This is a genomic window from Streptomyces sp. NPDC002403, assembly GCF_053593015.1.
In genome coordinates this window covers 46,104-69,223 of record NZ_JBSFBQ010000044.1, presented here as the reverse complement: position 1 = coordinate 69,223, position 23,120 = coordinate 46,104, and the positions used below count along the sequence as shown (strand labels likewise).

The 23,120-nt window shown below is 67.9% G+C and carries 16 protein-coding genes and 3 pseudogenes; 9 read left to right on the top strand and 10 right to left on the bottom strand.

Annotation, left to right across the window (positions count from 1 at the left end; all coding sequences use genetic code 11):
* Positions 1–142 precede the first annotated feature (142 nt).
* The 5 genes from ACWCPY_RS33300 to ACWCPY_RS33280 form a co-directional block, all read right to left on the bottom strand.
* The gene (locus ACWCPY_RS33300; protein WP_451271291.1) at positions 143–1,156 is read right to left on the bottom strand and encodes a LacI family DNA-binding transcriptional regulator; all 1,014 of its coding nucleotides are present in this window, start codon (positions 1,154–1,156) and stop codon (positions 143–145) included.
* A gap of 49 nt (positions 1,157–1,205) precedes the next feature.
* Positions 1,206–2,819, bottom strand: a complete 1,614-nt coding sequence (locus tag ACWCPY_RS33295; RefSeq protein WP_451271289.1) for a glycoside hydrolase family 13 protein — start codon at positions 2,817–2,819, stop codon at positions 1,206–1,208.
* A 107-nt stretch (positions 2,820–2,926) separates the two neighbouring features.
* Positions 2,927–3,907: a carbohydrate ABC transporter permease gene (locus ACWCPY_RS33290; protein ID WP_451271287.1), complete on the bottom strand. Its 981-nt coding sequence runs from the start codon at positions 3,905–3,907 to the stop codon at positions 2,927–2,929.
* Positions 3,908–3,911: 4 nt separating this feature from the next.
* A complete protein-coding gene (locus ACWCPY_RS33285) occupies positions 3,912–4,850 on the bottom strand; it encodes a carbohydrate ABC transporter permease (RefSeq protein WP_451271285.1) in 939 nt (312 codons plus the stop codon).
* Positions 4,851–4,935: 85 nt separating this feature from the next.
* The gene (locus tag ACWCPY_RS33280; protein WP_451271283.1) at positions 4,936–6,267 is read right to left on the bottom strand and encodes an ABC transporter substrate-binding protein; all 1,332 of its coding nucleotides are present in this window, start codon (positions 6,265–6,267) and stop codon (positions 4,936–4,938) included.
* Positions 6,268–6,601: 334 nt separating this feature from the next.
* On the opposite strand from ACWCPY_RS33280, the gene ACWCPY_RS33275 reads away from it, so the two are divergent.
* Both ACWCPY_RS33275 and ACWCPY_RS33270 read left to right on the top strand, forming a co-directional pair.
* Positions 6,602–8,818, top strand: a complete 2,217-nt coding sequence (locus tag ACWCPY_RS33275; RefSeq protein ID WP_451271305.1) for a discoidin domain-containing protein — start codon at positions 6,602–6,604, stop codon at positions 8,816–8,818.
* A gap of 38 nt (positions 8,819–8,856) precedes the next feature.
* Positions 8,857–11,844 carry a CARDB domain-containing protein gene (locus ACWCPY_RS33270; protein ID WP_451271281.1) on the top strand — a complete coding sequence of 996 codons (2,988 nt, stop codon included), beginning with the start codon at positions 8,857–8,859 and terminating at the stop codon, positions 11,842–11,844.
* Between the two features lie 801 nt (positions 11,845–12,645).
* On the opposite strand, the gene ACWCPY_RS33265 is transcribed toward ACWCPY_RS33270, so the two are convergent.
* Positions 12,646–13,266 (bottom strand): class I SAM-dependent methyltransferase, encoded by a 621-nt coding sequence (locus ACWCPY_RS33265; protein ID WP_451271279.1) that lies wholly within the window; start codon positions 13,264–13,266, stop codon positions 12,646–12,648.
* A gap of 182 nt (positions 13,267–13,448) precedes the next feature.
* Here ACWCPY_RS33265 and ACWCPY_RS33260 point away from each other — a divergent pair.
* Positions 13,449–14,699, top strand: a pseudogene (locus tag ACWCPY_RS33260) (IS256 family transposase).
* Positions 14,696–15,163 carry a hypothetical protein gene (locus ACWCPY_RS33255; protein WP_451271277.1) on the top strand — a complete coding sequence of 156 codons (468 nt, stop codon included), beginning with the start codon at positions 14,696–14,698 and terminating at the stop codon, positions 15,161–15,163. The pseudogene ACWCPY_RS33260 and the gene ACWCPY_RS33255 overlap by 4 nt, the downstream one beginning before the upstream one ends.
* Positions 15,164–15,869: 706 nt before the next feature.
* On the opposite strand, the gene ACWCPY_RS33250 is transcribed toward ACWCPY_RS33255, so the two are convergent.
* Positions 15,870–16,526: a TetR/AcrR family transcriptional regulator gene (locus ACWCPY_RS33250; protein ID WP_451271303.1), complete on the bottom strand. Its 657-nt coding sequence runs from the start codon at positions 16,524–16,526 to the stop codon at positions 15,870–15,872.
* Between the two features lie 116 nt (positions 16,527–16,642).
* On the opposite strand from ACWCPY_RS33250, the gene ACWCPY_RS33245 reads away from it, so the two are divergent.
* Both ACWCPY_RS33245 and ACWCPY_RS33240 read left to right on the top strand, forming a co-directional pair.
* A complete protein-coding gene (locus tag ACWCPY_RS33245; RefSeq protein ID WP_451271275.1) occupies positions 16,643–17,653 on the top strand; it encodes a hypothetical protein in 1,011 nt (336 codons plus the stop codon).
* 104 nt (positions 17,654–17,757) lie between these two features.
* Positions 17,758–18,104 (top strand): annotated as a pseudogene (locus ACWCPY_RS33240) (transposase); the annotation flags it as partial.
* A gap of 309 nt (positions 18,105–18,413) precedes the next feature.
* Here the strand turns inward: ACWCPY_RS33240 and ACWCPY_RS33235 are convergent.
* Positions 18,414–18,833 carry a hypothetical protein gene (locus tag ACWCPY_RS33235; RefSeq protein WP_451271273.1) on the bottom strand — a complete coding sequence of 140 codons (420 nt, stop codon included), beginning with the start codon at positions 18,831–18,833 and terminating at the stop codon, positions 18,414–18,416.
* A gap of 97 nt (positions 18,834–18,930) precedes the next feature.
* Between ACWCPY_RS33235 and ACWCPY_RS33230 the strand changes: the two genes are divergently transcribed.
* The 3 genes and pseudogenes from ACWCPY_RS33230 (at position 18,931) to ACWCPY_RS33220 (ending at position 20,639) form a co-directional block, all read left to right on the top strand.
* Positions 18,931–19,353 (top strand): MerR family transcriptional regulator, encoded by a 423-nt coding sequence (locus tag ACWCPY_RS33230; protein WP_451271271.1) that lies wholly within the window; start codon positions 18,931–18,933, stop codon positions 19,351–19,353.
* Between the two features lie 511 nt (positions 19,354–19,864).
* A pseudogene (locus tag ACWCPY_RS33225) lies at positions 19,865–20,014 on the top strand (IS5/IS1182 family transposase); the annotation flags it as partial.
* A 301-nt stretch (positions 20,015–20,315) separates the two neighbouring features.
* Positions 20,316–20,639 carry an IS110 family transposase gene (locus tag ACWCPY_RS33220; RefSeq protein ID WP_451271301.1) on the top strand — a complete coding sequence of 108 codons (324 nt, stop codon included), beginning with the start codon at positions 20,316–20,318 and terminating at the stop codon, positions 20,637–20,639.
* A 96-nt stretch (positions 20,640–20,735) separates the two neighbouring features.
* On the opposite strand, the gene ACWCPY_RS33215 is transcribed toward ACWCPY_RS33220, so the two are convergent.
* Together ACWCPY_RS33215 and ACWCPY_RS33210 are read right to left on the bottom strand one after the other, a co-directional pair.
* A complete protein-coding gene (locus ACWCPY_RS33215; protein WP_327277748.1) occupies positions 20,736–21,215 on the bottom strand; it encodes a hypothetical protein in 480 nt (159 codons plus the stop codon).
* Between the two features lie 209 nt (positions 21,216–21,424).
* Positions 21,425–23,011, bottom strand: coding sequence for an ISL3 family transposase (locus ACWCPY_RS33210; RefSeq protein ID WP_451271299.1), 1,587 nt, complete (start codon positions 23,009–23,011; stop codon positions 21,425–21,427).
* Positions 23,012–23,120: the final 109 nt, after the last annotated feature.

The following is a 23,120-nucleotide window of genomic DNA, read 5'->3' as shown; positions in this document are numbered from 1 at the left end:
GGCTGGAGCACGGAACGGATCGGCGCGACGACGACGGAGACCGGGCCGGTCTCCGGGTCGTCCGCCCTCGGGTGCGCCAGCCGCCGCAGCACGGCCCGGCCGGCGCACCGCTACGTGTCCGCACGAGACGATGCCCGCCGCGTCAGCTGCCCGCCGGCTGCGCGGTCGAGCCGCGCACGACGAGTTCCGGCTCGAAGAGGAGCTCGCCCGGGTGGTTGTGGACGCCGCCCTGGATCTGGGCGCACAGCAGGTCGACTGCCGCGCGTCCCATCGCTTCGATGGGCTGTCGCACCGTCGACAGGGGCGGATCCGTGCAGTTCATGAACAAGGAGTCGTCGAAGCCGACGACCGACAGGTCGCGGGGGACATCGAGCCCGCGCCGACGCGCCGCCCGGATCACGCCCAGGGCGAGCGGATCGCTGCCGCACACGATGCCGGTGACCCCGCGATCCAGCAGACGCGTGCCGGCCGCCTGGCCGCCCTCCAGCGAGAAGATCGATCGTTCGACGAACTCGTCGGTCAACTCCGTGCCCGCGGCTCGCGCCACCGCCCGGGCCGCGTCCAGCTTGCGGCGCGACGGCGCGTGGTCGCGCGGACCGAGCACGAGACCGATGCGCCGGTGCCCGAGCGAGGCGAGGTGGCGCCACGCCTGCTCGACGGCGACGATGTCGTCGCACGCGACGCACGGGAAGTCGAGGCCTTCAGCCATCGCATTGATGAGGACGACCGGGATCTTCCGCTCGGCCAGCAGCTGGTAGTGGCCATGTGGTGCGTCGCCCTGAGCGAAGAATCCGCCGGCGAAGACCACCCCGGAGACCTGCTGCTGGAGCAGGAGGTCCACGTAGTCCGCCTCGGCGGCGCCGCCCTTGGTCTGCGTGCACAGCACGGGCGTGAGCCCGCGCTGTGCGAGCGCACCCCCGATCACCTCCGCGAAGGCGGGGAAGATCGGGTTCTGCAGCTCGGGTATGACGAGGCCGACGAGCCGGGCGCGCTCGCCGCGCAGCTGCGTCGGCCGCTCGTAGCCGAGGACATCCAGCGCGGTGAGGACGGACTGCCGTGTTGCCTCGGAGACACCGGGCCTCCCGTTGAGGACACGGCTGACCGTCGCCTCGCTGACCCCCACCTTCTTGGCCACTTGAGCAAGTCGTCGTGTCATGAACGCAAGAATAGCGCAAATGCTGTACATATTTTGCGTCCAGCCATGTCTATATCTGCAACCACGCCGCGGAATCGCCCGGCAGCCGCCCCTGTCCGTCGAGCGGCCCGCTGGCCAGGATCAGCCGTTCGTGGGGCGGGAGATCCGTGGGCCGGTCGGCGAGGTTCACCACGCAGACCAGGCCGTTCGTGCGCGCGAAGGCCAGCACCCCGTCCGGTGACGGCAGCCAGGTCATCGGGCCGTCTCCGAAGCCCGCAACGGTCCGGCGCAGCAGCAGCGCCGTGCGGTAGAGGGTGAGCATCGACTCCGGGTCGCTCTCCTGGCGGTCGACGGCGTACCGCGCCCAGTCGGCGGGCTGCGGCAGCCAGGGCTCACCGCGCGAGCCGAAACCGTAGGCGGGGGCGTTCGCGGCCCACGGCAGTGGAACCCGGCACCCGTCGCGGCCGGGGTCGGTGCCGCCGGAACGGAAGTGCATCGGGTCATGGACGCGGTCGAGCGGTATCTCTGCCTCGGGCAGACCGAGTTCCTCACCCTGGTAGAGGTAGACCGAGCCGGGCAGGGCGAGGGTGAGCAGGGCGGCTGCGCGGGCCCGCCGGGTGCCGAGGGCGAGGTCGGTGGGGGTGTCGTAGGTCTTGGCCGCGAAGTCGAAACCGGTGTCGGCGCGGCCGTAGCGGGTGACCGTTCGGGTCACGTCGTGGTTGCACAGTACCCACGTGGCCGGGGCGCCCACCGGGGCGTGCTCGGCAAGGGTGTCGTCGATGGTGCGGCGCAGCCGGCCGGCGTCCCAGGGGCAGGCCAGGAAGTTGAAGTTGAACGCGGTATGCAGCTCGTCGGGGCGCAGATAGCGGGCGAAGCGCTCGGCGTCGGGCAGCCACACCTCACCGACGAACACGCCGCCGTACTCGTCGGCGATCGCCCGCCAGGAGCGGTAGATGTCGTGGAGCTCGTCCTGGTCGATGTACGGATGCGGGTTGATGCCCTCGACGAAGTCGGGCAGGTCCGGGTGCTTGGCGAGCAGCGCCGCGGAGTCGATGCGCACCCCGGCCACACCGCGCTCGAACCAGAACCGCAGGACGTCCTCGTGCTCACGGTGGACGGCGGGGTGGGCCCAGTTGAGGTCGGGCTGTTCCGGGGTGAACAGGTGGAGGTACCACTCGCCGTCCGGGACCCGGGTCCAGGTGATTCCGGCGAACTGTGACGGCCAGGTGTTCGGCGGGACTTCGCCGTGCTCGCCGCGGCCGGGCCGGAAGTGGAAGAGCTCCCTCTCGGGGCTGCCGGGTCCGGCCGCCAGCGCGGCCTGGAACCAGGCGTGTTGGTCGGAGACATGGTTCGGGACGATGTCGACGATGGTCCGGATGCCGAGGTCGGCGGCCTCCGAGATCAGCTTCTCGGCCTCCTCGATGGCGCCGAAGGTCGGATCGATGGTGCGGTAGTCGGCCACGTCGTAGCCGCCGTCCACCAGCGGGGAGAGGTACCAGGGGGTGAACCACACGGCGTCGATGCCGAGTTCGGCGAGGTACGGCAGACGGGCGCGGACGCCCGCCAGGTCCCCGGCACCGTCTCCGTCCCCGTCTGCGAAGCTCCGGGGGTACACCTGGTAGATGACGGCATTGCGCCACCAGTCGTCGGTACGAAACGAGGGAGACGAGGGAACAGCTGCCACGGGACGGTCCTTTCGGGCAGGTGGGACTCCGTCGCCGGACAGTGCGGGGGCATGGAAAGGCGGACCGGTGGCGGAGTGCTTCGTGGTGATGGCGGGTGCGGGCTCGGTCAGCCCTTGAGACTTCCGGCGGTCAGGCCCGCCATGATGCTGCGCTGGAAGAAGAAGAACACGATGATCATCGGCACGCTCGCGATCACGAGCCCGGCCATGATCTGGTTCTGCGTCACCGCTCCCGCGGTCTGGGACAGGCCCACGCTGATGGTCATCTTCCCGCTGTCGGGAAGGACGAGCAGCGGCCAGACGAAGTCCTTGAAGACCGCGACGACGGTGAAGATGGAAACCACCCCGAGGATGGGCCGGGAGATCGGCAGGATGATCGACACGAGGACGCGCCACGGCGGCACGCCGTCGATCTCCGCTGCTTCCAGGAGTTCGTTCGGGATCGAGTCGAAGAAGCGCTTCAGCAGGAAGACGTTGAAGCCGTTGGCGGCCACCGGGAACCAGATCGCCCAGGGCGAGTTGAGCAGATGCCAGCCGAAGATCGGTACGTCGGTCACGGTGATGTACGCCGGAATCATCACGACGATCGGCGGGATCATCAGCGTGGCCAACATGCCCGCCAGGATCACGTTGCCGAACATCGGCCGCAGCTTGGACAGCGCGTAGGCGGCGGAGACATCCACCGCGAGCGCGAACAGCCAGGCGCCCACGGAGTAGAACAGTGTGTTCTTCAGCAGCGTCCCGATGTCGAAGAGCTCCCAGGCGTCGGTGAAGACGGAGAAGTCGGGCGACTCGGGGAAGAGGCTGGGCGGCATCTGGGCGATTTCCTCGCCCGTCTTCATTGCGCCGGTGACCATCCAGTACAGGGGGAAGACGAACACCAGGGTGAACACGACCACGACGGCCGTGAGCAGCCCCCAGTAGATCTTCCGGCCCCAGCGGGACTTCAGCTCCAGCGGTGAGACGATGGTCCGGGCATGGCCGTCGGCCCAGGCACCCCGGCGCTTCTCCGGCTTCCTGCGCTGCGGGTCCGGTTTCGGCTTCAGGGGCTTCGTCGCCTTTTCAGGGCGGGCGGTGGCGTTCAGCATGAGCCTATTTCTCCTCTCGGGTCAGACGGAGCTGAACCGCGGCGACCGCCAGCAGGACGATCATGAGCATCAGGCCGAGCGCACTGCCGGCCCCGTAGTTGCCGCCGTAGACGAAGGCGTACTGGTACATGAGGTAGACGACGGTGACTGTCGCGTTCTCCGGGCCGCCGCCGGTGAGCATGTACGGCTCGATGAACACCTGCATGGTGGCGACGAGTTGGAGCATCAGCATCAGCATCAGGATCAGCCGCGTCTGCGGGATCGTGACATGCCGGATCCGTTTGAGGATGCCGGCGCCGTCGAGCTCCGCGGCCTCGTACAGGTCACCAGGGATGTTCTGCAGGGCCGCCAGGTAGATCAGCACGCCGGAACCGAGGTTCATCCAGGTGGAAACGATCACCAGGGAGATCAGTGCGGTGCTGGTGGAGTCCAGCCACGACAGGGCCGGCAGCCCCACGAAATCCAGGACCTGGTTGAACAGGCCCGGCCCCGGATCGTAGAACCAGCGGAACAGCAGCACGGAGACGATCGGCGGCAGCATCACGGGCAGATAGACCACGAACCGCAGGTACGCGCGCGCGTGTCGTAGCTCGTTCAGGACGATCGCGACGGCGAACGGCACCACGTAGCCGCACACCAGGGCCAGCACCGTGAACACGAGGGTGTTGCGCCAGGCCTGGCCGAACGCCGGATCGTCCACGACCGTACGGAAGTTCTCCAGGCCCACCCACGACGGTTCGTCGACGAGGTTGGTCTGCTGGAAGCTCAGCAGGACTTCCCGGATGATCGGCCACCACGCGAACATGGCGAAGCAGAACAGTGCGGCGCACAGGAATCCGTACGCCGTCAGGTTCCGCCGTGTCGCCCGGCGCCGCTTCGAAGGTGGCCTGCCGCGCCGCGGCGCGAGCCGCTGCTGGCGCGGCTCCATGGTGAGTGTTTCCATCGTGATCTCCAGTTCCCGGCCCAGGGCGTTGACGCGGGGCCGCCGCGGGGTGCCGCGACATCGCGGCACCCCGGGTCCGTTACCGTCAGCTTCTGGCCAGAATCGAGTTCGCCTTGGACTCCGCATCCGCGAGCAGCTTGTCGGTGTCGGCGTTCTCCCGGGTCAGCACCGCGGACATGGCCACGTCCAGCACCGCGTACAGCTCCTGGGCCTTGACCGGCTCCAGCCTGGGCGCGACGCCGACGGACCCGGTGACGTACGGTTCGTAGTTCGCGACCGGGAGGGCGGCGTTCGCCTTGCGCTGCTCGGCGAGGGTCTTGCCGGTCGCGGAATCGCCCATGTAGTCGTTGTTGGGCACACCGACGGCCTCACCATTGGCCTTACCGCGGGCGAAATCGAAGCGGCCCTTGCCCGGGGTGTTGAACTGGAAGTCGATCCACTGCAGTGCCGCCTCGGTCTGCGCCGCGCTCGCCTTCGGGTTGATCATGTAGGCCTCACCGCCGGTCAGTGACGCCTTGCCGTCGGGTATGCCGGTGATGCCGTAGTCCTCGACCTTGCCCTGGAACTTCTGGATCACGTCGGAGACGACGTCCGGCGCGCCGAGCATCATGCCCGTCTTGCCGGCCGCCATCTGTTGCATCAGCGACTCCCAGCCGATCAGCACCTTGCTGCCCGTGCTGTGGTCCTTCCAGCGCATGTCGTGCAGGGTCTGCAGCACGGCCTTGCCCTCGGGGCTGTTGAACGCCGCCTTGCCGCCTTGCACCATCTCTCCGCCGCGGCTGAACAGGGCCTGCGCGAAGTGCCAGCCGCCGGTGTTGCCACCGCCGTACTCGCCGTACCCGACGTAGCCGTCGCCCAGATCAGCGATCTTCCTCGCGGCGGCGCGGACCTCGTCCCAGGTCCTGGGCGGGGAGTCGGGGTCGAGACCGGCCTTGGTGAACAGGGCGCGGTTGTAGACGAGGCCGACGGTGTAGCTGACGTTGGGGATGCCGTACACCTTGCCGTCCTCGGTGACCATGTCCCGGACGTCCTGCTTGATGTCCTTGTAGTTCTTCACCACGCCGGCCGAGCTCGTGATGTCCTTCGCCTGCTTCTTGGCGATCACATCGGCGTAGTTGGTCACCGGCACCACGAAGACCGTCTCCATCTGCCCACCGGCCAGCTTCGCGGCGAAGGTCTTCGGGTCGAAGCAGGGCTGCTGGTCGGTGCTCTTGACCCTCACACCCGGGTGCGCCTTCTCGAACGTGGCGATGTCGTCGTTCCAGGCCTTGCGCAGCTTCGGCGCGGTCTTCGCCGGCTGGCACGCCACGGTGATCGTGGTGTCGCCTCCGGCGTCGGAGCCCGCATCACTGCCGCAGGCCGTGGCGGTGAATGCGAGACCTGTCGTCAGAAGGATCGCGAGGTTACGGGGCTTCATTACGGCTCCTCTGGGGTGACGCCCGAGCGCAGCTCTGATGGGTGCCGTCACGATAGGGCGACGGACAGATGTACGCAAGATTCTGATTCAGATTTGCAAGATTGCGACTAAGGAACGACAGTCAGACGGTGGAGAAATGTCGGGTTACATCTGGTTGGGGAGCAAAGTCGTCCAGCAGATCGCTGGTTGGTCGGTTGCTTCTCAAGGCTGTCAATTATTTGCAATACATGCTCGACATCTTGTGCTCGTATGGCGGCAATGCTTGAGTGAGCGCCGCTCCTGCCACCCCCGACACCCCCATCAGGAAGGTGCACCGGAGATGAATGTGCATGTCATGTACGCGCCAGGTCATACGCCGGGGCGCGGATCAGTGCGCGGCCCGTCCGTCCTCGTGGTAGCGGTTGCGCTCGTGGGCAGCGTGCTGGGCGCCACCGGCCCGGCCTTCGCCCAGCGCGCCCCCGCGCCCAGAGCCGCCGTCGGTGCCACGCTCCCCTTCACCTCGGCCCAGGCGGAATCCGCTACTACCACGGGCCAGAAGATCGGCCCCGATTACACCCAGGGCACCCTCGCCTCCGAGGCTTCGGACCGGCAGGCCGTGCGCCTGAACGCGGGCCAGAGCGTCGAGTTCACCCTGACCGCGGCGGCCAATGCCGTGAATGTCGCCTACAACGTGCCCGACGGGCAGTCCGGTTCACTCGCCGTCTACGTCAACGGCACCAGGCTCGCCGCGTCCCTGGCGCTCACCTCCAAGTACAGCTACGTCGACACCCCTTGGATCGCCGGCGCCAAGACGCACCACTTCTTCGACAACGCCCGTCTGCTGCTCGGCCGTGACCTGCGGGCCGGCGACAAGGTGAAACTGGAAGCCGCCTCGTCCCAGGTCACCGTCGACGTCGCCGACTTCGAGCAGGTCAAGGCCCCCGCCACCGCCCCGTCCGGCGCAATCTCCGTCGTCGACAAGGGCGCCGACCCCACCGGTGCGCAGGACTCCACGCAGGGCTTCCGTGACGCCATAGCCGCCGCGAAGTCGAGCGGCGGCACGGTATGGATCCCGCCGGGCGAATTCAAGCTGGGCTCCGAGCTGAGCGGCGTGGAGAACGTGACGATCCAGGGTGCGGGCAGCTGGCACTCGGTGGTGCGCTCCTCGCGGTTCATCAACCAGACGAACTCAGCGGGCAAGGTGCATCTCAGGGACTTCGCGGTGATCGGCGAGGTCACCGAACGCGTCGACAGCAACCCGGACAACTTCGTCAACGGCTCGCTGGGCCCCGACTCCAGTGTCTCGGGGATGTGGATCCAGCACCTCAAGGTCGGCCTGTGGCTGACCGGCAACAACGACAACCTCGTCGTCGAGGACAACCGCATCCTCGACACCACCGCCGACGGCCTCAACCTCAACGGCACCGCCAAGGGCGTCACCGTACGCAACAACTTCCTGCGCAACCAAGGTGATGACTCGCTCGCCATGTGGTCGCTCAACACCACCAACAGCGACGACACCTTCGAGAACAATACGATCTCGCAGCCCAACCTGGCCAACGGCATCGCGATCTACGGCGGTCGCGACATCACCGTCAAGGGGAACCTGGTCCAGGACACCAACGCGCTGGGCAGCGGCATCGCCATCTCCAACCAGAAGTTCCTCGACCCCTTCCTCCCTCTCGCCGGCACCATCACGGTCTCCGGGAACACACTGGTGCGCACCGGCGCCATGAACCCCAACTGGGGCCACCCGATGGGTGCGCTGCGTGTGGACGCCTACGACAGCGCCATCGAGGCGAATGTCCGGATCACCGGCACCACCATCAGGGACAGCCCTTACAGCGCCTACGAGTTCGTCTCCGGCGGCGGCACCGGCAAGGCCGTCAAGAACGTCACCGTCGACGGCTCCACCGTCGACGGGACCGGCACGGTCGTTGTCCAGGCAGAGACACCCGGCGCCGTCACAATGGCGAATGTCACGGCCACCGGCGTCGGCGCGGCCGGCGTCTACAACTGCCCCTACCCGGCAAATTCCGGCACCTTCACGCTCACCGACGGCGGTGGCAACTCCGGCTGGGACGGCACCTGGGGCGACTGCTCCACCTGGCCCCAGCCGGGCGGTGGCAACCCGGATCCCGACCCGGACCGCAACCTCGCCAGGGGCCGGACCGCCACCGCGACCGGCTCCACCGACGTGTACACCCCGGGCAAGGCCGTCGACGGCGACGCGAGCACGTACTGGGAATCCGCCAACAACGCCTTCCCCCAGGCGATCACCGTGGACCTGGGCTCGGCGCAGGCCGTCCGGCGCGTCGTCCTGAAGCTGCCGCCGGCCGCCGCATGGGAGGCCAGGACCCAGACCCTGTCGCTTCAGGGCAGCACCGACGGCTCCACCTTCGGCACGCTCGTCACCTCGAAGGACTACCGATTCGACCCGGCAGCCGGCAACACGGTGACCGTCGGCCTGCCCGCGTCGGCCGCCGCCACGCGCTATCTGCGGGTCCACGTGACCGCGAACACGGGCTGGCCCGCAGCCCAGCTCAGCGAGCTCGAGGCATACCTGCACTGAGCCGACCGTCCCCCCACCCGCACATCGAGAGGACCACAGTGAGACTCAGACAACGGAGCCTGCGGCACCTCGCCGTCTGGCTGGGCGCCGCGCTGACCGCCTTCGGGCTGGTGCCCGTCGCCGCCCATGCGGCACCGGCGGCGGCCGAAGCGGCCACGAACCTGGCACTGAACAAGCCGGTCGAGGCGTCCTCGACAACGCAGAACTACGTGGCGAAGAACGCCAACGACGGCAGCACGAGCACCTACTGGGAGTCGAGCGCCACCCCTGCGACGCTCACCGTCAAGCTCGGCACCGAAGCCGACCTCGACTCCGTCGTACTCAAGCTCAACCCCGATCCGGCCTGGGCGCAGCGTACACAGAGCATCGAAGTGCTCGGACGTGCACAGGCGGCCGACGGCTTCAGCACGGTGAAGGCGCGTGCGGACTACACCTTCGCTCCGGGCAACAACCAGAACACCGTGACGATCCCGGTGTCCGGTCGCTACGCCGACATCCAGCTGAAGATCCACTCCAACACCTCCGGGTATGGCGCCCAGATCGCCGAATTCCAGGTCAACGGAACTGCCGCTCCCAATCCCGACCTGACCGTATCCGCCCTGGCATGGGAGCCCGCGCAGCCCAGCGAGCGCGACGTCGTCACTGTCCACACCACGGTGCGCAACACCGGGTCGGCGGCCTCGGCCGCCACCACCGTCGATGTCAGCGTGGGCGGCTCGGTCTCGGGCAGCGCCGAGGTGGGCGCGCTGGACGTTGGAGCGTCGGCCACGGTCCCGGTCTCCATCGGTAAGCGGGCGCAGGGCAGTTACACCGTGTCTGCGGTGGTGGACCCGCGCGACAGCGTCGTCGAGCTGGACAACGACAACAACAGCCTGACCGCCGACGGCAGGCTGACGGTCAGCCAGGCTCCTGGCCCCGACCTGGAGGTCACCGGCATCACCTCGAACCCGGCGAGCCCCGCGGTCGGCTCGGTCGTCACGTTCTCGGTGAAGGTCCACAACCGCGGCACCAGCGCGGTCGCCGCCGGCTCGGTGACCCGCCTGACCGTGGGCGGCACGACGCTGAACGGCACCACGCCCGCCCTCGCCGCGGGGGAGAGCACCACCGTCGCCATCGGCGGCAGCTGGTCCGCCACCAGCGGCGGCGCCACGCTCACCGCCACCGCCGACGCCACCGGCGCCGTCGACGAGACGAACGAGGACAACAACGTCTTCGCGCGGTCCATCGTGGTCGGCCGGGGCGCGGCGCTGCCGTACGTCGAGTACGAGGCGGAGGACGGGAAGTACAACGGCACACTCCTGGAGACCGATGCGGAGCGTACCTTCGGGCACACCAACTTCGCCACCGAGTCCTCGGGACGCAAGTCGGTGCGTCTCAACTCGACCGGCCAGTACGTGGAGTTCACCTCGACGAGTGCGGCGAACTCGATCGTCGTGCGCAACTCCATCCCCGACGCGCCGGGTGGCGGCGGCCAGGAGAAGACGCTGAGCCTGTACGCCGACGGGAAGTTCGTGCAGAAGCTGACGCTGTCCTCCAAGCACAGCTGGCTGTACGGGAACACCGACCAGCCCGAGGGCCTGACCAACACTCCCGGCGGGGACGCGCGGCGGCTGTTCGACGAGTCGCACGCGCTGCTCGCGCAGACCTATCCGCAGGGCACCACGTTCCGGCTGCAGCGTGACGCCGGTGACGACGCCGCGTACTACGTGGTCGACCTGATGGACCTGGAGCAGGTGGCCCCGGCGGCGAGCAAGCCCGCCGAGTGCACCTCGATCACCGAGTACGGCGCGGTCCCCGGCGACGGGATCGACGACGCGGACGCGATTCAGCGGGCCGTGACCGCCAACCAGAACGGTGCCATCGACTGCGTGTGGATCCCGGCCGGCCAGTGGCGCCAGGAGAAGAAGATCCTCACCGACGACCCGCAGGACCGGGGCCAGTACAACCAGGTAGGCATCCGGAACGTGACTGTGCGCGGCGCCGGCATGTGGCACTCCCAGCTGTACTCCCTCATCCCGCCGCAGAACGCGGGCGGCATCAACCACCCGCACGAGGGCAACTTCGGCTTCGACATCGACGACAACACCAAGATCTCCGACATCGCCATCTTCGGCTCGGGCACCATCCGCGGCGGCGACGGCAACGCGGAGGGCGGCGTCGGTCTCAACGGCCGCTTCGGCAAGAACACCAAGATCACCAACGTGTGGATCGAGCATGCCAACGTCGCCGCCTGGGTCGGCCGCGACTACAGCAACATCCCCGAGCTGTGGGGACCGGGCGACGGCCTGGAGTTCAGCGGCATGCGCATGCGCAACACCTACGCCGACGGCGTCAATTTCACCAACGGCACTCGCAACTCCACCGTCTTCAACTCCTCGTTCCGCAACACCGGCGACGACGCGATGGCGGTGTGGGCCAACAAGTACGTCAAGGACCAGTCCGCCGACATCGGCCACGACAACGTGTTCCGCAACAACACGGTGCAGCTTCCCTGGCGTGCCAACGGCATAGCCGTGTACGGGGGTTACGGAAACAAGATCGAGAACAACCTGGTCTACGACACCATGAACTATCCGGGCATCATGCTCGCGACCGACCATGACCCGCTGCCCTTCTCCGGGCAGACCCTGATCGCGAACAACGGGCTCTACCGCACCGGCGGGGCGTTCTGGAACGAGGACCAGGAGTTCGGGGCGATCACCCTGTTCGCGCAGGGCCCGGACATCCCCGGCGTCACGATCCGCGACACCGACATCCATGACTCGACCTACGACGGCATCCAGTTCAAGACGGGCGGCGGCGCCATCCCGGACGTGAAGATCAGCAACGTGACGATCTCCAAGTCCAACAACGGCTCCGGCATCCTCGCGATGGGCGGCGCGCGCGGCAGCGCGACGCTCAGCAGCGTGAAGATCACCGACTCGCGCGACGGGGACGTCCTGGTCGAACCCGGCTCGCAATTCGTCATCAACCGCGCTTCCGCGCAGGCGGATCCCGCCGTACCGGGCACCCGGCAAGGGCTGTGACCGACCGGCACCCGGCACCGACGGCGGCCCGTCCGCTACCGGTGCCGGGTGCCACGATGCGGGACATGGAGACCTCCGAGTGGGCCGCTCCTGCGGCACTGGAACGAGGAACGGACGGTGGCGTCGGGCCGCGCAGGAGTAGACCCGGGACGACGAGGACACCCGGACCGTGACCACGGGTCCGTCGCGGGGCCAACGCTCGCGCGGGAGACCATGCGGGACGACACCGGCCGTTTCCAGGTGGTCGAGTGTCGGGCCGACGGGGCAGTCGAAGAGGTAGGCGATGCCGTTGCCGCATTCCCAGAACTTCGACGGGCCGGCGTCCGGGAGCCGGCGTCCGGGTAGTACTGGGCGTCACCGGGGCACGGCTTGGTCACGTACGGCTCTCCTCCGTGGGCGGCGGGACCGGCCGCCACAGCCTGCGGCGCAGCCGTCGCACTCAGGACCGAGCCGGCGTCGGCCGATGCCGTCACCGCCCGCCAAACGAACGACTTCGCCATACTCCGGTTCCCCCTTGTCGGATCCGAGCCGGACACCCGATAGAGCGCCCCGCCCGGGCAGGAGCAGTCATCGGCACAACGGGACCCCGAAGGCCCGGACACGGGGAACCCGGCGGATCCGTGGTCGGCGGAACCGGTGCAGGTGTGAAAAGGCGCGCTCGCACGTGGGCCGGGCGACCGTTTCCACCCCTCGAATTCTCCGGTCGGACGACCGTGCCGGCCCACTTCGCTCCGACGGGGCTCCACGTGATCCGAGAGACAAGGTCGGGTGAGACGGATGCGGCGACGGCCGAGGAGGGCATCAGCAGCGTCGGGCCCAGAACAGAGCGTGCCCGCCATCGCCTTCGGGCACGAACTCCTCCTGCTCGACCGTCAGCCCGGCTTGCGTGATCCAGGCCCGGTTCGTGGCGGCGTCCGCATGACTCCACCACATAGCAGTCCCGCCACCCAGCCAGTCCTCATCAACACCCGTCCAGGCACGATGACCGGTGGTGCCCAGGAACCAACCGCCAGGTCGCAGCCATCCGGCGACCTTCCGAAGCAACGGAAGCTGTTCGTCAAGCGGGATGTGGATCAGTGTGTAGAAAGAGACGATCGCGTCGAAGGAGGCCGATGCGAAGTCCACGGCCGTAGCATCGGCGCGGATGAAATGGGCCTGCGGCACGAGCTTCCGGGCCCTGCGGATCTGCACATCACTGATGTCGACGCCAGTGACACAGTGCCCTGCGGCCGTCAGCCCGCGAGCGACGGGAACCCCGCTTCCACACCCGAGATCCAGCACTGCACCTCCGGCCGGGATACGACCAGAGAGTTCGCTCATCCATGACTGGTACTTCGTCTCGGCGCCGTATGCCTGGTCATAGCGGAGGGAGAGCGCGTCGTAACCCCGCCGGACCAGCTCTTTGGGATTCTTGATGTCCACGCCGGCGCACGTTAGCCGCTCGGAATGAGAGGCCGCGAACGATTTTCCCCAGCTTCCGAGCGAGCAATGCTCAGGACTTGTGGATCGGTTCCGGAAGGGCATGCAGAAGGCGTACCTTCCCGAATGATCCTTAAGGTCTCCGAGTAGGCCCGCGTTGCAGCGCGGGTCGGGAAGGAACGCCCGTGCTCAGCGTAGTCACCGACGACGGCTCCACACAGTCTGGCTCCCTGATCGACGAGATTGTGCGGGAAGGCGCCCGCCGGATGCTGGCCGCCGCGCTGGAAGCGGAAGTCAACCAGTACATAGCCGAGTTGTCGGCTGAGACCGACGAGTACGGCCGACGTCTCGTGGTCCGCAACGGCCACCACAAGGCAAGGACCGTGGTCACCGCCGCTGGACCGATCGAGGTCAAGGCCCCGCAGATCAACGACCGCCGCGTCGACGATGAGACCGGCGAGCGCAAGCGGTTCTCTTCGAAGATCCTTCCGCCGTGGTGCCGCAAGTCCCCGAAGATCTCCGAAGTGCTGCCGCTGCTCTACCTGCACGGCCTGTCTTCCGGCGACTTCGTCCCGGCGCTGGAGCATTTCCTGGGCGGCACGGCCGGCCTGTCGGCCGCGACCGTGACACGGCTGACCGAACAGTGGAGCGACGACCACGCCGCCTTCCAGAACCGGGACCTGTCCGACCGCGACTTCGTCTACGTGTGGGCGGACGGCGTGCACCCGAAGGTCCGGCTCGGCCAGGCCCACTCGTGCGTCCTGGTCCTGCTCGGGGTCCGGCTGGACGGCACGAACGAGCTGATCGCCCTGGCCGAGGGCCTGCGCGAGTCCACCGAGTCGTGGGCCGACCTGCTGCGCGACTGCCGCCGACGCGGCATGCGTGACCCCGAGCTGGTCATCGGCGATGGCGCCATGGGCCTTTGGCGGGCGCTCGCCGAGGTGTTCCCGGCGGCCAGGCCGCACAGGTGCTGGGTTCACAAAGCCCGCAACGTCGCCAACTGCCTGCCCAAGTCCGCGCAGCCCGGCGCGACGAAGGCGATGCAGGAGATCTACAACGCCGAAGACCGCACCCGCGCCGAGAAGGCGATCGAGGCGTTCTCGAAGACCTACGGGGCAAAGTTCCCGAAGGCCGTCGCGAAGATCACCGAGGACCGGGACGAACTGCTCGCGTTCTACGACTTCCCTGCCGAGCACTGGATTCACCTGCGGACCACCAACCCCATCGAGTCGACGTTTCCCACGTCAAGCTCCGCACCGAGGTCACACGGGGCGCGGGCAGCCCGGCGGCCGCGCTTGCAATGGTGTTCAAGCTGGTCGAGTCCGCTCAGGCGCGATGGCGCGCGATCACCGGAGCCCACCCTGGTGTCCCTGGTCCGGGCCGGCGCACGGTTCGAGAACGGCGTCTTGGCCGAGCGCGAGGAGCCAGCCGCATGAACGTCCACGAGATCCTGCAGAACCCGGACGAGCACGTCCGCTTCGCGGCCTACCTCGACAAGCTGGGGCACGTTGCCGACCCGGACGAGGTCGACCTGGTCGGCAGCGTGCTCACTGATCCGGACCAGACGATGGCCCAGTCCGCCTTGCTGCGGCACCTGGACCGTCGAGCCGCCGGCCTCTACCCCGGTCCCGCCTACGAGGGGTGGGCGCAGGCGTTGACCCAGGCCACGATCGACCACCCCTTCCTGGCTCAGCGCCTGCGGGAGTGGTCACTCTTCCGCGCCGTCACGCTCAAGATGCCCTGGCAGCCGGACGACCTGCTCGCGGCATCCAACTGGCTCCAGCTCAAGACCGCCGCCGGGACGAACACCGAGGCCATCGAGATCCTCGCCGAAGCCGGCCGCACCAAACGGATCCGCAACACTGCCAAGACCGGCCTCAGCCACCGCAGCCAGAGCTGAAATCAACTCACCCACAGCTCTTGACCATTGCCGGCCGTGTGTGCCGGACCGGCAGGCGCTGTACGGGATTCGGTTCGTACTGCATACGGGGACCCAATGGGAGTGCCGGCCGCAGGAGCTGGGCTTTGGTTCAGGGGTGACGTGCTGGTGGCCTGCCACATGGAATGAGGCCGACGTCCGGCAGCGGCTCCACGTCCTGCTGCTGCCAGGAAAGTCATCTGACCGGCCGAATATCTGAGGGGCAAGGGCAGTCCAGCCGGCCAAGCCCAAAGCGGTTCTCTGGCATTGAGGCAGACACGGGAGAAAGCTGACGCATGACCAAAGGCCGGGCCTACTGCTGCGGCTGACCCGCCCCGGCAGTCTGCTGCTTTCATCGGGCTGTTCCGCACCCGGGAGAACGCCTTGGCCGACCACCCACGCGCCCTCGCGGCGACCGGCAGGCCGCACAGCAGCGCTGGCTGGACCCGACCATCGCGTGGGCGGCGTGGGTGCAGACGTCCGCGCTCAGCCGCCGCTCCTTCGTCGAGGCCGGGGCCGTACTTCAGGACGCGTCGGCCCCGATCGAGGACGCCTGCGCCCGCGCCGCCATGCCGTGGCGGCCGAGGTGGCCGTGTTGCGCCGGGCGTGTGCTGAGCGGGCTGGCCGGCGATGTCGCGTCTGCGTTCCGGGCCACTGTTCGTCCAGCGGTGCCCCAAGTGGGTCTACTTCACGGCCGGGTGCGTTGTTCGGCGGCGTCGAATGCCGGCGTGAGCGGGGACAGTGCCGCGCGGAGCTGGTCGGGCAGTGAGCCGGAGGGCACGACCAGTGCTCCGGCGCCGAAGCTCCCGGCGGCCTCTGTGGTCCCGGCCGGCCGGAGCCAGCCTTCCAGTGCGATGCGTACCGCCGCGGCCACGCTCGCCGCGAGAACGCGGGCCGTGTGCGTCCCGGCGTCACCAATGCATTCGGTGATCACCGCCGTGAGAGGGGGCTCGATGCCGGCGGTGGAATCGAGGAACGCTTCGCGCAGCGCGGTCCGGGTGGTGATCAGCAGCAGCGCCTCGTGTTCGCGCTCACCGGTGTTCGTGTACTGCTCAACCACTGCTTCGGTGACGGCGTCAGCCAGGCGCACTCCTGCGGGCCGGGCCGCGACCGCTGCCGCGATCCGCGCCTCCCGGTCCGCGGTGACAGCGGAGACGATCGCCTGCTCGCGGCTGGCGAAGTAGTTGTTGTAGGTGCGCGGCGAGACCCCGGCGGCCTCGGCGATGTCCTCGACCCGCACCTGGTCCGGTCCGCGCTCCACGGCCAGGCGCAGGGCCGCCGCGCGTAGCGCCTCGCGCGTGGCCTGCTTCTTCCGCTCCCGCAACCCTGGTGGTGGTGTCGTCACGGTGTCAGCGTTCCACACATGGCTGCGCACGCGCAAACTTGCGTGCACGCACGTTTCCTGTCAACCTCGAACCGGCCGAGACCGTTGGAGAGGGCGTCGCCATGCGAGCAAGAGGAATGACCTACGACACCGGATTCGTCGTGCACGGCCGGACATCCCGCGAGCAATTCGACCCTGCGGTGGTCAGGAGCGAACTCGCCATCATCCGCGACGACCTGCACTGCAACGCGGTCCAGATCATCGGGGGCGACCCGGACCGACTGGAGCTGGCCGCCGGTGCCGCCGCCGAACTCGGCCTGGAGGTCTGGTTCTCGCCCTACCCGCTGGAGCTGGATCCGGAACAGGTCCTCACGCTCTTCCGCGACTGCGCCGAGCGAGCGGAACGCCTCCGGCAGCAGGGAGCCACAGTCGTGTTCGTCGCAGGGGTCGAGCTGAGCGTGATGAGCCGCGGGTTCCTGCCCGGAGAGAGCCCCGAGGAGAGGGTCGAGCAGCTGATGAGCCGACCCGAGCGGCGGGCCGAAGCGATGCGCGAGCTCGGCGCGCGCATCAACGCATTCCTCCGCGACGCCGCGGCCACGGTCCGCGAGCGCTTCCAGGGCAAGCTCACCTACGCATCCATCCAGTTCGAGCAGGTCGACTGGACCCCCTTCGATATTGTGACGTTCGAGCTGATCCGCTCCGCCGAGGTCGCCGACCGGTTCCGGGACGCGGTGCGCACCCTGGCCCAGGGCTCGAAGCCGCTCGCCATCACCGGGTTCGGCACCGCGGCCTACCGTGGTGCCGGGGACCGCGGTGGGCGGGTGCTGGAAGTGGTCGAGCACGACCCGGAGACCAAGGCTCCAGTACGGCTGAGCGGCGTATACGAGCGTGACGAGGCCGGCCAGGCCGCATATCTGAGCGAACTGCTGGAGATCTTCGACACCGAGGGCGTGGACAGTGCGTTCGTGTTCCTGTTCGCCCTGCCCGGCTATCCGCACCGCCCGGACGGCGACCCCCGGGACGACTTGGACCGGGCCGGCCTGGGCATCGTCAAACTCCTCGAAGGACGCCGGGGGCAGACGTATCCCGACATGGAATGGGAACCCAAGGCCGCCTTCGCGGCAGTGGCGCAGCGGTATCGGGGGTGACAGGCCCCGCGTACAGTGACCGCGACCTGGGGGCGGAGCCAGTGCCGACCACCTGTATGTGAAGTCCGCGGTCTCGGCCTGGCTCCGGGGCGTGACGATCGGGCCGATGTCCGGTCGGCGCCGAGCCGAGGACCGTGTGTATGGGGGCTCACACCGGACCCTCGCCGGTCGATCGCGCGCGTCCGCGCAGCAAGCACCACCTGATCACCGACCGGTACGGCACCCCTTGGCCATCTCGCTGACCAGCAGACACCGCCACGACGTCACTCAGCTGATGCCACTGCTGGACGCGATACCCCGCATCCGCGGGATCCGCGGGCGACCAAGGCACCGGCCGGGCCGGCTGTTCGCCGACCGCGGCCACCACTACGACAAGTACCGCCGCCTCCTCCGGGCCCGCGGCATCACACCGAAGATCGCCCGCAAGGCACTCGCGCAAGCGTCATGCCTCCGCGACGAGTTGTACGCGTGTCTGACCGCGCGGGGCGGGCGACGTGCTGTTCTCGGCGCGGCAGACGGGCGTGCCCTGTTCCAGGCGGTAACCGCTTCCGGGTGCGGCGATCAGAGCCTGGCACTTGATGTTCTCGTTGCCGCAGGAAGTGGCGCAGTCGTTCTTCCACGTCGCATTCTGCTTGTGCCACCAGTATTGCGTGTATCACTTCTCGGTGTCGCAGTACGGAGAACTGGACACGTTTTTTGTCGTGTGTGTTGCCGAAGGTGTCCGGCGGCCTGATCTTGCGGCGAGCGGCGTCATTTGGCGTTACTGTGTTCGGTTCCGCCACCAGGGCACAAGCTGGACAACCCCCCAAACCACCTCGACGGTGAAGAACAGCCACAGTATCCGCGAGACATCGTGGGCCAGTGCGCACGCCATCCACGTGGAGAACAGGATGCGTGCGATGCCGTCGAACAGTCCGTGCAGCGGCATCGGCCGGACGATACGCAGGGCGGCCCAGATGACCACGACCGAACCCATCAGATTCGCGTACAGGGTCTGCCACGGGTCGAGTCCGGGCAGAACGCCCCACCCGAGTGCGTCGCCCAGTGAGGACAATGCGTCGTGCACCAGCGCGTACGTCCACGGTGTGACGAACCCTGCGGTGACCGCGAGGTCGTACCAGGCGCTCGCTCGTACGACATGAAGATAGGCCGGACGTGCGGGGGCGGAGAGATGGATCATGATGAGGCTCCGGCGGGTTTGGTGTCAGCGACGCCTCACGCTAAACAGTGGAGTACGGTCCAAGGTCAAGTTCACCGTTCGAGGGGGGCGCTGAGATATGCGTATCGGAGAGCTGGCCGCGCAGACGGGGCTGACCAGGGACACGATCCGGTTCTACGAGAAAGTTGGCCTCATCGAAGGCAGGCGCATGGCCAACGGCTATCGCGACTTCCCACCCGAGGCAGTGGCCTGGCTGCACTATGTCCGCACCGCACAGACACTCGGATTCTCTCTGGCGGAGATCGCACGGGCCGGCGAGAAGTTGCGTGGGGCACCGGACGTCGCGGAGGCGCTGTCCGCGCTGTTCGAGGAAAAGATCAAGATCGTCGACGCACGCATGGCCGAACTCGCCACCCTGCGTGCCGAACTCGCCGAGCGTGTCGGCGCCGGATGCCCGTTGCAGGCAGTCGACTCGGATGAGCTCGGGGTCGGGAGCGTGACAGCCCGATCGCTGACCAAGGCGCTCAGCCCGGCCAACTGATGCCCGGTGAGTCGAAGAAAGAAGCGTGCCTACCGCATGGGCTCCACGGACTTCAATGGGACCCGTGTCCGCTGAGGACGCTCCCCGTCCCAGAGGAACCCTTCCGTCCACCGGACCAACGAACCGACCCCTGATCGAAACGTTCGTGCAGGAGGCGTTCTTGCAAGGCGTGTTGCGGGCGCCACCATGCGCCTGCCTGCGGGGCCCATTTCAGAAATCCGGAACGGGCCCTGGGCGGCAGTGATGTGCCGCCTGGCCGAGGGGCGAGGGGATGCGGGGATGCTGGCGAGGATCGAAAGTGCGGGCAGCGGCCCGGGTCGCGCGCAGTCCGGCAGGTGGCACCGCACCACCACGATGGTCCAGGCAGTCCTGGTCCGTTTTTCACACCTCAGCGTGAGGTTGGAAGAGGCTCAGTGCCCGTGGCCGTCGGGAACCCAGAACATCCCGAACGCTCCAACCCCGGTTGATACAAGGAAGACGGCACCGAGTACCCCACAGATGAGCACTATGCGAAGTACGTCGACAACGGGCCAACCGCCAACGCCGCGGCAGCAAGGGTGGCCGCCCGACCGGGTTCAACAGGGACACCTACAGGCGTTGCAATGAAGTGGAGCGGACGATCAGCCGGCTCAAGAGCTTCCGCGCGGTCGCAACCCGCTACGGCTGTGAGGATGCTCAGGTGCCGCTCCGGGCGGTGGCCTGACTCGCGCTACGACTGGCCCAGTGCCTTGAGTTTGGTCTGTCGGTCACTGTTTGGGGCGGTACTTGCTGCCGCCGGGCACAGGGACGTGTCCCGATAGGGGCCTTCGCGACAGGCACCGTCACAGTCCTGACCGCCCCCGGCCCGGCGACAGCCACCGGTTCCCCAGGCGATCGGGAGACAGGCGACCTTGTCCAGCATCACGCAGCCCACTGCCCCATGTCACGACCCCGCGGACGCCGAGGAGGACGTCTTGCTGGGCGTGGACACCCACAAGGACGTTCACGCCGCAGCCGTCATCACCGTGCCTGGCGCCGCCCTCGACAGCCGCAGCTTCCCCGCGACCACCGACGGCTACCGGCAAGTTCTCGGCTGGGCCCGGTCCTTCGGAGTATGGCGACGGGTCGGCGTTGAATGCACCGGTTTCTACGGGGCTGCCCTGGCCCGGCATCTGCGCGTTGAGGGCATCGAGGTGACCGAGGTCAACCAGCCGGACAAGGCTGCCCGACACCGCCGCGGCAAAGACAAGCGATGGCCCCGAACCGACAGCAGAAGAATCGTGGTCCCCACTCCGTCACCGCACTGAAAACGGTGCACCTTCATCCGCACGAGATGGTGCACGTTCGCGGCTCTGGCAAGATTTTCGTAGCCGGAGATCACCTTGACTTGGGTGTCGACCCGGTCACGTTCGCTTGAGGTGATACAGGTTGGGAGCGTCCGGGTCCCCAGCAAGGTAGTAGGGCTGAAGCCCTTTCTTGGTCCGCTCCATGCCGAACTTCCAGGTGTAACGGCCTATCGGAGTGTGCGGTGTGGTCGTCCACTCGTCGATGTCCCTGGGGGGACGCTGGATTTGCCCCGTCACATTGGTGATGGAGATCTGGACTGCCGGGGCACCACCAATCGTCTCTCCGCTGGCCCCCTTGATCAGCTGCCAGGTCCCGGTACCAGACAGACCCCAGCCTTCGTCGAAATCCCAGTCCTCGCCTCCGAGATTCCTCACCACGGCTCGGCCATCCCTCTCCAGGGCCACCTCCGCGCCGTCGGGGCCGCTCCAGTCTCCAGCGAGTTCTCTGGCCGAAACGTTATGGACGGTCGGCAGACTGGGGTAGAAGAGCGCCCCACAGCCGCTGGCGACCATGACAAGAATCATCACCGGGCCCATTGCCAACCATCTTCCCCGCCTGCGATTGCCCATCATGCCCCCAGCCCGATGCCACCCCAGCAGAAATGAACATGTTCAGAATAGCTCCCGCGGCGCCAGTCTGGGGTTCTCGAACTAACGATTCACCCTTCATCCCTGCACGCCCTGTTGCCAGTGCGCGTTTTTTGCACTTGCGGAACATTGGGTGGGAGCTATCCCGGGGTGAATGGTCAAAACGGGCCCACCTCCCTGGTCGGCCGGTCCGCGTAGCGGCGGCGGAGGTGGGCGATCAGGACGACGCGTTGGCGGAGTAGTGGGATGCCGGCGCGTCCGGCCATCAGGCGTTTTTGCAGCTTGATGTCGGTGATGCGTCCTTCGTTGACTCCGGAGTTGTAAAGGGTGGTGATGCCCTGGGCGACAGCATGGCGGTCTTCGCGCAGGGCTCGGGCGAGGCCGGCGAGAGGGGCCGGTCCGCTGTTTGCGAGGTCGTTCAGCCAGCCTGGCATGGGTGTGGCGTCGCGGTTGTCGAGCATGGTGGCGAATCGGCGGACCAGGTCGTGGGTGTGCCTGAGTTCGGGGCAGTGATCGAGGAGTCGGGGCAGGCGGTCGTTGATGTGGCGGTTGCGGCGGTGCGGGTGGGTGGTGATCCAGCGGGCGGCTTCGCGTGGGGAGGGCGGCCGCTCGCGTGGCTCATCCAGCGGCAGGCCCCGTCGGAGGGGTGCGACGGCCATTTTCACCCGCTGGTAGTGGCCGAGGTAACCCTTGCCCTGGAGTTCCTCGTGCAGGATCTTCGCGCTGTGCTGTCCTTCGTCCCAGCGTTGTTGCAGGTAGTCGAGGTAGGGGTTCAGGGCGGAGTGCTTGCGGGGCGGGCGGCGCATCACTTCCTGCCAGGTGCGGGCTTGGGCGTACTTGCGCACGGTGCGGCGGTCCAGGCCGAGCTCCCGGGCCACGGAACTGTGGCTCCGGCCGCTGCGGGCCAAGGCGTGCACGGCCTCAAACAGCCTTCGGGCATGCCGCCCGGCCCGGGTGTCCGCCGCGGTGTTCCCGGTGGCCTCCTCGACCGGTGCGGGACCGGTCTCCCTGTCCGGTGGCAGTGCTGCGGCCAGGCAGCCGCGGTGGGCGGAGGCAATGTCCTGAACGCGGTGGGAGAGGCCCTGCCAGAGGTGGAAGCGGTCGCTGACCTGCACGGCGTCGGGTGCGCCAGCGGTGATGCCCTGTCGGTAGGTGAGGGAGCCGTCGCGGCAGGCGACCTCGACCCCCGGGTGCTCACGGAGCCAGCGGCTGAGCTGTTCCGCGTCGCGTCCCTCCCAGAGGGTGAGCGGGAGCCGGGTGGTGGCGTCGACCAGGAGGGTGCCGTAGGTGCCGCCGTAGAGCGCGAAGTCGTCCACCCCCAGCACCCGGGGTGTATCCAGTAGTGGAAGTGGCACCCGCATCAGCTGGGACAGGACCGTGCACCGTGAGAGCGTGACGTTCAGGATCCGCAGCATCCGGGCACCGCCGCGGCCGGCCAGCACCACGCCGACAGCCTCCACCAGGCCCTGCAACTGGGGTGTGCGCCGCTGGTAGCGCACGGTCAGCCCCGGCACTTGCTCGGCAAAGGTCACCTTCGGGCAAGTCGGGCTCTCGCAGTACAGGCGCCGTACGGACAACTCGATGCGCAGGGGCCGGCCTCCGAGAGTGACGTCGGCGAGGCGCCGTACATAACGGCTGTGACACCACGCGCTGAGCTGGCCGCAGCCCGTACATCCCGCTGGAGCACCGGATCTCGTGCGGGCGCGGACCGCCACGACAACATCGGAGACGTCGGCCGAGACCACCAGCACATCGGCCAACTGTGGTAACAGACTTGCCAGTTCAACAGAGCACAGCCACAGACTGCCCGCTACGCGGACCGGCCGACCCTCACACCGAGATGATCTCCGGCTA

Bases quoted from the DNA above. Each gene is read 5' to 3' on its own strand.
- ACWCPY_RS33300 (WP_451271291.1), bottom strand. From the start codon at position 1,156: ATGACACGACGACTTGCTCAAGTGGCCAAGAAGGTGGGGGTCAGCGAG.
- ACWCPY_RS33245 (WP_451271275.1), top strand. From the start codon at position 16,643: ATGACCTACGACACCGGATTCGTCGTGCACGGCCGGACATCCCGCGAG.
- ACWCPY_RS33280 (WP_451271283.1), bottom strand. From the start codon at position 6,267: ATGAAGCCCCGTAACCTCGCGATCCTTCTGACGACAGGTCTCGCATTC.
- ACWCPY_RS33230 (WP_451271271.1), top strand. From the start codon at position 18,931: ATGCGTATCGGAGAGCTGGCCGCGCAGACGGGGCTGACCAGGGACACG.
- ACWCPY_RS33275 (WP_451271305.1), top strand. From the start codon at position 6,602: ATGTACGCGCCAGGTCATACGCCGGGGCGCGGATCAGTGCGCGGCCCG.
- ACWCPY_RS33255 (WP_451271277.1), top strand. From the start codon at position 14,696: ATGAACGTCCACGAGATCCTGCAGAACCCGGACGAGCACGTCCGCTTC.
- ACWCPY_RS33215 (WP_327277748.1), bottom strand. From the start codon at position 21,215: ATGGGCCCGGTGATGATTCTTGTCATGGTCGCCAGCGGCTGTGGGGCG.
- ACWCPY_RS33285 (WP_451271285.1), bottom strand. From the start codon at position 4,850: ATGGAAACACTCACCATGGAGCCGCGCCAGCAGCGGCTCGCGCCGCGG.
- ACWCPY_RS33235 (WP_451271273.1), bottom strand. From the start codon at position 18,833: ATGATCCATCTCTCCGCCCCCGCACGTCCGGCCTATCTTCATGTCGTA.
- ACWCPY_RS33290 (WP_451271287.1), bottom strand. From the start codon at position 3,907: ATGCTGAACGCCACCGCCCGCCCTGAAAAGGCGACGAAGCCCCTGAAG.